The organism is Paenibacillus sp. CF095 (genome assembly GCF_900101225.1).
GTDB lineage: Bacteria > Bacillota > Bacilli > Paenibacillales > Paenibacillaceae > Paenibacillus.
The window spans coordinates 110148-121589 of sequence record NZ_FMZN01000009.1; the positions used below are offsets into that span (position 1 = coordinate 110148).

Annotated in this window: 7 protein-coding genes and 1 riboswitch; all 7 genes read left to right on the top strand. The window is 47.7% G+C overall.

Going from position 1 to position 11442, the window contains the following annotated elements; genetic code table 11:
* Positions 1 to 138: 138 nt before the first annotated feature.
* The 7 genes from BLS69_RS30455 to BLS69_RS30485 all read left to right on the top strand — a co-directional run bounded on the left by BLS69_RS30455 (position 139) and on the right by BLS69_RS30485 (position 10615).
* Positions 139 to 1440, top strand: a complete 1302-nt coding sequence (locus tag BLS69_RS30455; protein ID WP_091039072.1) for a polysaccharide deacetylase family protein — start codon at positions 139 to 141, stop codon at positions 1438 to 1440.
* Positions 1441 to 1543: 103 nt separating this feature from the next.
* A complete protein-coding gene (locus BLS69_RS30460) occupies positions 1544 to 2533 on the top strand; it encodes an AAA family ATPase (RefSeq protein ID WP_091039074.1) in 990 nt (329 codons plus the stop codon).
* Positions 2530 to 3801: a DUF58 domain-containing protein gene (locus tag BLS69_RS30465; protein WP_091039076.1), complete on the top strand. Its 1272-nt coding sequence runs from the start codon at positions 2530 to 2532 to the stop codon at positions 3799 to 3801. Before BLS69_RS30460 ends, BLS69_RS30465 begins: the two co-directional genes overlap by 4 nt.
* The gene (locus BLS69_RS30470) at positions 3788 to 6151 is read left to right on the top strand and encodes a transglutaminase-like domain-containing protein (RefSeq protein WP_091039077.1); all 2364 of its coding nucleotides are present in this window, start codon (positions 3788 to 3790) and stop codon (positions 6149 to 6151) included. Before BLS69_RS30465 ends, BLS69_RS30470 begins: the two co-directional genes overlap by 14 nt.
* Before the next feature lie 382 nt (positions 6152 to 6533).
* Positions 6534 to 8072 carry a glutamine-hydrolyzing GMP synthase gene (gene guaA / locus BLS69_RS30475; RefSeq protein ID WP_091039079.1) on the top strand — a complete coding sequence of 513 codons (1539 nt, stop codon included), beginning with the start codon at positions 6534 to 6536 and terminating at the stop codon, positions 8070 to 8072.
* A gap of 244 nt (positions 8073 to 8316) precedes the next feature.
* Positions 8317 to 8568: a hypothetical protein gene (locus tag BLS69_RS30480; protein WP_091039080.1), complete on the top strand. Its 252-nt coding sequence runs from the start codon at positions 8317 to 8319 to the stop codon at positions 8566 to 8568.
* Positions 8569 to 8967: 399 nt separating this feature from the next.
* Positions 8968 to 9067: riboswitch (purine riboswitch) on the top strand.
* Positions 9068 to 9238: 171 nt separating this feature from the next.
* Positions 9239 to 10615: an NCS2 family permease gene (locus tag BLS69_RS30485; RefSeq protein WP_091039082.1), complete on the top strand. Its 1377-nt coding sequence runs from the start codon at positions 9239 to 9241 to the stop codon at positions 10613 to 10615.
* The last annotated feature ends 827 nt before the right edge of the window (positions 10616 to 11442 follow it).

Here is an 11442-nt window from a genome sequence, read left to right on the forward strand (position 1 = left end):
TCAATCAGGCTACATAGCAAATTGTGAAAATATATTAAACAAAATCACGTCTTTTTTCAATGAAGCCTCCATATAATTCTAACAAATCTGCTGAAGTCTATCAGCAAATTACTAGAGACGGTGGAGGTCGATTCGTAAATGGTACAGAGACCGGAATTGAGAAGCAAGGAAAATGGGGGAAACTCTGCAACAACTCTACATATGTTTATATCTGGACAATGGTCTGTCATTCTCGTGCGAATTGCGATATTGCTATGTGCATTCGCTGTATATGCAGGCACGGCTTATGCATCTTCTGCTTCCGGCTCAGGTGACCCAATTTCGGAAGATCAGAATACTCAAGACAAGGTAGTCTATCTGAGTTTTGACGATGGACCGGGTAACCATACCCGTGAAGTATTGGATATTTTGCGCAAGGAGAAGGTTTTGGCTACATTTTTTGTGCTGGGTGAGCAGGCAGAGCGTTATCCCGAGTTAATCCGGGGGCTTGTGGAGGATGGACATGCATTGGGCAATCATACGTTTAATCATCAATACGAACAGCTATACAGTGATTTTAAAGTGTTCTGGAAACAGATCAAGCAGACAGAGGAAGTGCTGGAGCGTATAACCGGTTTCCGTCCGAATCTGGTGCGAGCACCAGGCGGTACATACGGGCATTTTGATCAAAGTTATTTTGATTTGCTGCAATTGGGTGGCTACACGGTTATGGACTGGAACGTCGACAGTGGGGACTCCAAGCGTAAAGGTGTTCCAGCCAAAGAGATCCTCAGCAATTCGACCAAAGTACCTGCGGGAGCACGTTCGGTCATTGTCCTGATGCATGACGGTGGTGCACATGCTGAAACGGTAAAAGCACTTCCGGGTATTATCAAATATTATCGTGATCATGGATATCGTTTTGACACCATAAAGAGTACGGATCAACCAGTTCAATTCCGTGTTCATCCAGATGGTAAGTATAAGGCCCGCAAGGCGCCAGGAAAGGCCTGGATCGCAGAGCATGTAGAAGCGAACGCGACGTTATGGCTTGCAAGCAAGAAGCTGAAGGTAGAGGTGGGATTGGCTGCAGCTACCTTGCAACCGGGTGAGTTCCGCTTGGAGGGGCAGCGAATCATGGTACCTTTGCGTACTTTCATGAAAAAATTCGGGGGTAGCACTCGTTGGGACTCTGAAACAAGGACAGCCATAGCAGTATGGAAGGAAAGAACGATTCATGCAGACAGTGTGAGCGGAACACTGACAACAACCGGGGCAATTGAAACGGGAGCAGTACAGAGTCAAGGTGGAACCATCTGGGTTCCGTTACGTGAGTTACTGGAGCAGATGGGGTTGAGGGTGAATTCCTTAACCAGTAATGAAGCAGAGTGGACGGTAAAGGCGGGCACTTCCAGATCCATTTCGGCAATGAACAGTATATTTAAGTATAAAATGATCTGAAGAAAGTCATTCTTGCAGGACTATTCTCTCTACTTCCGGGCAACACTGAATCATAGATTACTATGGTTCAGGAATGCTGATGAACGGAAGGAGATCAGAAGAAATGTCTTATATTCGAATGGAACATGAACATGCTGTTGAATTGTTAAACAGGGTCATGAAGCGTGTTGAGAGTGTGATTATTGGCAAAAAAACAGAGATTCGTTATGTCCTCACTGCAATGCTCAGTGGAGGTCATGTACTTCTGGAAGATGTGCCGGGTACCGGGAAAACGATGCTGGTTCGTACCGTGGCTTCTGCACTGGACTGCTCCATGGGTCGGATTCAATTCACGTCCGATGTCATGCCGGCAGATGTTACGGGCACTTCAATCTATCATCCACATACAGCTGAATTCAAGTTTCGGCCCGGACCTGTCATGTCCAACATTGTCCTGGCTGATGAAATAAATCGCGCTTCACCACGCACTCAGTCTGCCCTGCTGGAGGCAATGGAGGAACGACGTATTACGGTTGATGGCACAACCTATGCCTTGCCACGCCCGTTCTTTCTGCTGGCGACACAGAATCCGTTACAGTTCGAGGGTACGTACCGTCTGCCTGAAGCGCAGCTGGATCGATTTATGATGAGAATTGGACTGGGGTATCCCGATCCGGAACAGGAATTGGAATTGTTAACCCGCATGCAAGGTAGAGAAGCGCTTGATGAACTTCGCCCTGTCCTGCTTGCTGAAGAAGTCGTAGCCATGCAGCGTGAAGTCAAACAGGTACATGTTGATCCGGTCGTCAAACAGTATCTGGTGGCTGTTGCTGTAGCCTCTCGCAGCCTTCCGGCGGTCAGATTGGGCATCAGTCCGCGTGGAACACTGGCCTGGATGGCTGCGGCACAGTCATTTGCCTATCTTCAAGGACGCAGTTATGTCATTCCGGATGATGTGAAAGAGGTGGCTGTGCCTGTCCTTTCCCACCGTATTCAATTGAAGGCCCAGAACAGAGCGGAGGTTTGGGGGCAAGTTCAAGTCATTGAAGAAGCCTTATCATCGGTCCCGGTACCTGTACAGATGGCATCACAGGGAAGGGGACGGAGGCAATGACTGCGCTGGGACAACGGATTGTGAGTGCTGTCTTGGTGGTGGCTTTTGCTTCCTTGTATCAGTGGCATGGAGGGAAAGCGGCGTTGTTTCTATCCGTTATGGCTTTCTTGATGTTCACAGGAGGCCTGCTTCTCCATTGGTTCAGACCACGGCGTATTCACATCCGTCGGAAAATACACACGAACCGGATTGAGGCGGGCGAGCAGGTACGGGTTCTGGTGGAACTGGAATTCAATTGCCGTATTCCATTGTTATGGATCGTTCTGTGTGAGAACACACCTGCAGGTGTTCATCGCAAATTGATTTTCCCGGGAACACGGCGACAATTTTCCTATCAATATGAATGTTCTGGGTTACGCAGAGGAGTCTACAGATGGGATACGGGCAGATTGTACTGGGGGGATATGTTTGGCTGGAATACCCTCTCCGCAGAGACCGAAGGAGGTACACCCCTGATTGTTGTTCCTCAAGCAACGGCTTGGGGGAAGGCTGATTCGGTAGAATTCGCAGCGATGATCGAAGGGACTCTGTCGGAGCGAAGAAATAGCCAGGGAAACCGTAGCCCTGAGTTCCGTGAATATCAACAGGGTGACCCACTGGGACGAGTTCATTGGAAAAGTACAGCCAAAACGGGTAAACTTCAGACCTTTCTGCCTGATACCACGGATCTTGCCTCGCTCGGCATCCTTGTGTATGAAGGCGCGTCGGGTTATGACGTAATTCAGCGGGAGAACATGGATGTACCTGCTTTTGAACGAGTGGTTCGTGCAGCTGCCCGCTGGATTCATACCGCTGAGCGGGATGACATTCCTTATCATCTGTGGATGGAAGGCGGCGATAAGAGCTATGATGCACAAGATCAATGGCAACATGGGCCGTTCCATGCAGATGATGAGAATCATGGACTAGACAAGTTAGCGGGGGCACGAATATCCAAAACACAATCAGGCTCTGTTTCGCTTCGAACGGAGATGCTGGATGGACTGGCGAGCGGGTCGCGAATTGTAGTTCTCACAGGCAAGATGGACCCGGTTCTGGCCGAATGGATCATAACTGCAATCGGGTCGGGTTATCGTGTCGAGGTGCAACTGACTGAAGCGAACCAGAACCAGAACCAATTAGGATCAACGGATAGATGGATGAATGGATTGAGATATGACAGCTTAAGTTTGGAGCGGCTTCGTCACAGCGGGGTGCCGATCCATGCGGTTACAGACGTTGCGTTATCTTCATTGGGAAAGGTGGAGGTAACGGATGTGGGAGCGTAATGGTAACCAGCAACCCAATTCCACTGTGGCCGACTTAGAGTCAACGGACCGTACGAGAATAGAATCGGCTCATTCCATATATAAAGCTGTGAACCAGAATTCTGTGACGGATATAAAGGATGAGGGTTATGTGAGCGTACCTATCCTGTACAAAATTGTTATTTCGGCCATTTTACTTATACTGTCTCTGGAGTGGATATATCCTGTTACATCATCAGATCAGCAGGGCAGTGAACGGTTCTTGTCCGTAATGGCGGGATTAACGGGAGCATTGTTGCTCGCGGGGTTAATTCGTACAGGATGGATCACCGGAGTACTAATCCGATTATTCATTGCACTCGCTGCGCTATGTCTGATGTACGGAGGAAGTGAACCTGTCCGTTGGGCGGTCGCTTATCCGGGAATATTTTCAGCGGATATGGACACTTTTATAAATAACTGGCGATTTCACTCGATTAGTACAGAAACGAGAGGTTTGTTCATGATGTGCGGCTGGAGCATGCTCATGGCTTCTGTGCAATCCCTCGTATTGTTACGTCGAAGCGTTATGCTGTTTGGCAGTGCAACACTGCTCTATTTGCTTTTGCTTGAATCCTTTGCGGGGCTGGATGTGTATGCTTCTGTAATACGGTCTGTCCTATGGACTTTTCTTATTCAGGCTCTGCTCCAGCTATTACGTCTCAATGCAGGAGTCACGACTCCGAGTTATCGCGGCAGCCCCTATGGCCGTTGGAGTGCAGTAACTATCGTTGCTTCCGCAGGTATGGTGCTTCTCTCCGCGTTACCTGGCCAGTTTGCTTCCATTCCTCAACCGGAACGCATATCTCTGGAACAGATGGGTGAACGCATAGCTCGATGGGCAGGTTATACACAGCACAGTAGTATCCCTGCTGCAACGGCAGTCACGGGATATAGCACAGCGGACGCGCCTATGGGAGCACCGTTGGTGCAGGGGAATTCCATCTTTTTTATAGCGAAGAGTCCAAAAGTGACGTATTGGCGAGGGGAGACCCGTTCATATTATAACGGTAGTACTTGGAGTGACCCGGGTCAAAGCTTCGAAACGGCAAGTCCATCCGGAATGCTGCGTGCTGATGGTTGGGAGAATCCAACCTATTGGAGTCGCATTCGCCAAACCATTACGATGCAGCGAGAGTGGAAAGGACCAAATCCACTCTTTACCGGGGGCATACCAGTCAACGTATCGTTCCAGGATAAGAACAAGGATAATCAGGAAAACATGTTTTCTTTGCTGTCTAATCGCGATTCGGCAACATTGTGGCTCGCGAGCTCAGGGGACGATAAGATAGTTAAAAATTATTCGGCAGACGTCATGGTTCCTGTCGCAACAGCTGAACAGTTACGTCTGCTTGAGGAAACGAATAAAGGGAAAGATCCGGCAGCCATTCGGAGGACCTATCTGCAATTGCCTGCATCACTCCCTGGTCGAGTGCAGACGCTTGCCAAGGAAATCATTCAAGGCAGTGAGACCCGTTATGACGCTGTGCAAGCCGTAAAGACTTATCTGGCTGCTCATGCCGAGTATACGTTGGATACACGTATGCCACCGCGAGGAACAGATTTTGTGGACGATTTTCTATTCGTCACCCGGCAGGGGTATTGCAATCATTTCTCCACAGCTATGATTGTGTTACTTCGTTCGGAAGGCATCCCCGCACGCTGGGTTAAAGGTTTTGGGTCTGGAATGGCTGACCCGGATGTGCCCAGTCAGTATGTGATTTCACAGGGAGATGCACATTCCTGGGTAGAGGTGTATTTTCCGGGTGCAGGCTGGATGCCGTTTGAGGCCACGCCAGGCTTCACCATGGCGCAAGGCGCGGGCGAAGATGCCGCAGCACTCGCCGGGCCGCAGCCTGTTGCGGAGAATCCGCCGAATATGAGCGGCGGATTGGCTAACGCGGGCGCATGGCTGCTCGCCCGCGCACGGGCCATTGCCGCGGAGCCATGGCTCGCGGCAGCCCTTGTGGCAGCGGCCCTTCTGGGCGCCGCTGCTCTCCTCCGCATGCGGCGGCTACGCCCCGCGCTGCGGATCAGGCTGCTGCTGGCGTGGCCACGCAGCAGCTTTCCAGACCGCGAGCGGCTGCTGGGTGCCGCCGCTCCGGTCTGGGCCGCGCTCGCGCGCCGGTACGGCCCGCGGCCGCCGGGCATGACGCTGCGTGAATATGCAGCGTCACCGGCTTTGGCCGCAGGCGCGGACGGCGCGGACATCGCGCGGTTTGCAGCCGACTGGGAACGGCTGCTGTACGGGCCAGATCGTCCGCTGCGCGCGGACAGTCTGGACTTCCTGCGCAGGGCACTTCGTCTGGCCCGGCGGTTGCAAGCGTTGTAACATAAGGATGTTACAACAAGGACGCCACACAACCTGCCGTGATTTAACTCTCGCGATACTCTCCCCGAGACAGTTTGGCAGGTTGTTGACGGATGATGATCACCACGGGCACATCTATTCTATGTTTACTGTGCAGCATTTGGTTTATCGCTGCATGCCATACATAAGACGCCTTTCGCGCTGTGCTGCGAACGAGGCGTCTTTCCACGATCATACACTTGAACCAGCATCTTGCTGCCAAGCTTTTCTATTCGAAATTTCATATTTAGAGGCAATTGGTAATCCTGTTTTGATATGTCGAAAAAAGGAGTTTCGCCTTTCCTTGACGGTATGTTTTGTCGTTGCGTATAATTAGTTTCATTGAATTGAGGGAGGCACGGTTATGAATAAGCAGAATGAGATTGTGGTTGTCCTTGACTTTGGGGGCCAATACAACCAGTTAATCGCCAGAAGAATCCGGGATCTTGGCGTATACAGCGAGCTTTTGCCGTATAACACACCGGCGGAGAAGATCGCAGAAATGGCACCAAAAGGAATCGTATTTTCAGGTGGGCCGTCCAGCGTATACGCTGAGAATGCTCCACACGTGGACCCAGGTGTTTATGACCTGGGCTTGCCAATCTTCGGTATCTGCTACGGAATGCAGCTTATGGCCCAACAGCTCGAAGGTAAAGTAGAACGTTCCGAGAAGCGAGAGTACGGTAAAGCAGACCTTGAGTTTGCTGCTGGATCTACACTGGCAAAAGGCATTGAAGGCGAACATACGGTATGGATGAGTCACGGTGACCACGTGGTTACACTTCCTCCAGGATTCAAACTGGATGCAGGCACGGAAAGTGCGCCAATCGCTGCCATGAGTAACGATGAGCGCAAATTGTATGCTGTTCAGTTCCATCCGGAGGTACGTCACTCTGTTCGCGGTAACGACATGATTCGTAACTTCCTGTTCGAAATCTGTGGATGCGAAGGCAACTGGACGATGGAGACATTCATCGATGATACCATCAAAGATATTCGTGAAAAAGTTGGCGACAGTAAAGTACTATGTGCGCTTAGCGGCGGTGTAGATTCTTCCGTTGTAGCTGCATTGCTTCACAAAGCCATTGGTGATCAACTGACATGTATGTTTATCGACCACGGTCTGCTGCGCAAAGGCGAAGCAGAAAGTGTAATGGAGACATTTGTCGGCAAATTCGACATGAAAGTTGTGAAAATTGATGCACAAGAGCGCTTCATGTCCAAACTGGCTGGCGTGGATGATCCAGAACAAAAACGTAAAATCATCGGTAACGAGTTTATTTACGTATTTGACGAAGAGTCCAAGCAGTTCGATGATTTTGCATTCCTGGCGCAAGGTACACTGTACACGGACATCGTGGAAAGTGGTACAGCGACTGCACAGACCATCAAATCTCACCACAACGTGGGCGGTCTGCCTGAAGACATGAACTTCAAACTGATCGAACCGCTGAGCACGCTGTTCAAGGATGAAGTACGTAAAGTGGGTACCGAGTGTGGCCTGCCGGACGAAATTGTTCATCGTCAGCCGTTCCCTGGTCCGGGTCTTGCGATCCGTGTTCTTGGTGAGGTTACTGAAGAGAAACTTAAAATTGTTCGTGATTCAGACTACATCCTGCGTGAAGAGATTGCCAAAGCCGGTCTCGACCGTGAAATCTGGCAGTACTTCACAGCCCTGCCTAACATGAAGAGTGTCGGCGTTATGGGTGATGCGCGTACGTATTCCTACACTGTAGGTATCCGTGCTGTAACATCCATCGACGGTATGACTGCGGACTGGGCACGTATCCCTTGGGATGTGCTGGAGAAAATCTCCGTACGGATTGTTAACGAAGTTGATAACGTAAACCGTATCGTCTATGACGTAACATCCAAACCACCAGCAACGATCGAGTGGGAATAGGGTATAGACTCTTAAAAATAGATTATAAAAAAACGCTCTTTTATCTGCGGTATTTCGCAAATAAAAGGGCATTTTTTTATAAAGTGAATATTGTGATAAAATTTTCATTTGGGTACTTTTTTACAAATAGTACACTCTCAAAATTAATCCCATTTTAAAGTTGACTTCATGATCCTTTCAGGTCCGGCCTGTACAATAAGTACATACTAAAGGCAATATGTCTACTGAAGGGAGAATTGAATGTATGCGTAAAACCGACTATATGAGCAAATGGAAGATGGGCATTGGAAGTGCGTTTCTGATGGTGATGCTGGCAGGATGCGGTTCAGGTATGCAAGATCTGGCTTCCGGTTCGGGGGACTTTCCATTTGTGAACTTAGAGGCAACGGATGCTTCTTCCGATCAGACCAGAAACCAGGAGTTATCCTCTGACACAACAACGAACGCAAATCAGGAACAACAAGAGGTACAAGATGCTCCGCAGACAGAGATATAATTAACATAGGACTGATCCGGTAAAAAATAGCCCCGGAACATGTCGCAAATTGCTCCATATACCTAATGAGTATAAGCCTTCGGAATACGAGACATCGTTATTCCTAGATATCATTCACCTGATTGCTAAAACGCATCAGAAACATAAGCTAACCTGATTAGAGCGCTTCTGCTCTTTGATCAGGCTAGCTTTTTATGTTTCCCGCGGAACTTTCAGCCTGAAAGAATGGACATATTCCATTGAGATCTCATCGAAAAAAGCGTATTCAATTGGGTTGTAAACCGCTGAACTGGTTCAATCTGTTAAATAATACGAACGATATTATAAAAGGGTGATATTAATATTCGTTTTTCTCATTGACAAAAACATACTGCCCTCCTAAAATAGTGATGGGAAACAAACAAATAGCGCATACTTATTCGTATAATCCTGGGGATTGGCCCGGGAGTCTCTACGAGATCACCCTAATGATCTGGCTACGAAGAGGAGAAGGCTAAGCACATGAATTCTACATGATTGCGGGGACATCACGCACATTAGAATTTTTTTTGTTCTTAGTAAAGGCATCATGCCACTCCTTGTCAGCTGAACCCTGGGTGAAGAATCTTCATCAGGGTCATTTGTCGTTTTTCAATATGGCTTCAACATCTCTAAGGGGGAGTTAGTAATTATGGATCGTTTCTTTAAATTAAAAGAAAACGGAACAAACGTTAGAACGGAGATTGTTGCGGGTCTTACTACCTTTATGACAATGGCTTACATTCTTTTTGTAAATACGTTGTTCTTGGGACAAGCCGGTGCGGGGATGTCGGATAATGCAGTATTTTTTGCAACAGCCGTCGGCGCCGGATTAATGACTATTATTATGGGATTGTTCGTGAATATTCCGATCGCACTTGCACCAGGTATGGGGCTGAATGCGTACTTCATGACTGTCGTTCTAAGTTCGAATGGAGCGATTACTTGGCAAGCGGCTCTCGGAGCGGTATTCCTTTCCGGTATCGTGTTCATTATTTTGACCGTGACGAAGATTCGTCAAATGCTGCTTGTTGCAGTTCCACAATCGATCAAAATGGCCATTACGGTTGGTATCGGTCTCTTTATTACCATTATTGGTTTCAAACTTGCTAATCTCGTGGCTGTAACAGTTAATGTTGCACCAGACGCAGATCTGAGTCAGCCGATTCCAGGTAGCAGTTTTAACCTGTCATTGGGTAACTTTATAACACATCACGATGCATTGCTGGCTCTGATTGGTTTGCTCCTTATTGCTATACTGATGGTTATGCGCGTCAAAGGCGCTCTGCTGATCGGGATCGTAGCAACAACGCTGATTGGTATTCCGATGGGCGTTACGAATCTGAGTGGTCTTTCAGGCGCAAGCTGGTTGCCTAACTTCAGTGATCTGGCGGTTGGACAGCTGGATTTGAAAGGTGCCATCAGTCTCGGATTGTTCGAGATCATCTTCATCTTTACCTTCGTTGAATTGTTTGACACGTTTGGCACGATGGTAGGTACTGCAACACGTATGGGTATTATGAAAGATAAGAAAAAAGGCGAGAAAACGATCGGTAAAGCGATGCTCGTCGATGCAGTTGGTGTCAGCGCAGGTGCTGCACTGGGTACAAGTACCATTACAGCATACGTTGAAAGTGCTTCAGGTGTTGAGGCGGGTGGACGTACAGGACTGACTTCGGTAACAACAGGTTTGTTGTTCATTTTGGCCCTGTTTATCGCACCGCTTGCGCTTGTTGTTCCATCCGCTGCAACGGCTCCGGCATTGATCATCGTGGGTGTGCTTATGATGAGTCAAGTGCGCAGCATTGAGTGGGATGATTTCCTGCAAGCTTTCCCTGCGTTCCTTACCATTGTATTGATGCCTTTCACAGGTGGAATCGCAAACGGGATCTCCGCAGGTATCGTTTCCTATGTGATTCTGGCGGTGTTCAGTAACTTGGTTACAGAGCGTAAAGTGAAAATTCACTGGCTCATGTGGATCTTGGCGATCATTGTAGTCTGCCGATACGTATTTATTGGCGGGGAGTAAGCGTACAATAGTTGTGATGAACAATACTGCGTTAAGTATGTAACCTTATATATGAAAGAGCGGAAGCCACGGGATTTAAACCCGGAGCTTTCGCTTTTTTATGTATTCTTTTCTTGAGCAAAATGAATTTCAAAAATGTTTTCCTTCTATATAGAAGGAATGAGTATAATGTTCTATGATCTGTTGGTTGTTTATCCAATGAAGTCATCGGTTAATAAGTTTCTATAACGTGATGAGTCTGTACTGTATACAAGATGAGTTTCTCTATAATTGGATTAAGGATTATATAAAAAACTTATTGCGTTTGTAAGTTAATTACTCCGATCATTAAAGTTAGTGCGCAGATGTATCATTTAGCCGTTTATAAGGAGATACTTGTTAAAAGGTCTAAAGGTACTCATTGTATAAGAATTCAATGTTTATTGAAAAAAGACTTGCGTTCCATAACTGTACATGGTATATTCTATTTCCGGCCAAAAAAACACGAGATACTCGGTGCGGCAAGCGAATGAAATAAGCTTCGAAAGAAACTTGAAAAAAAGAGCTTGCAAAGTTGGTTCGGACATGATATTATATAAGAGTTGCTGAAGAGAACGACATTCGGTAACAAAACAAGTTTGATCTTTGAAAACTGAACAACGAGTGAGTAAACATTCTGTTTGCAGAATGAACGCGAAAGTTAGAGACAAGCCTTGGCTTGAATCAACTGGAGCACAAATGAGATTTTTAATCTCGTCAGATTCAAAATGAGCTTATCGCTCTTTTCAATACTTTATTGGAGAGTTTGATCCTGGCTCAGGACGAACGCTGGCGGCATGCCTAATACA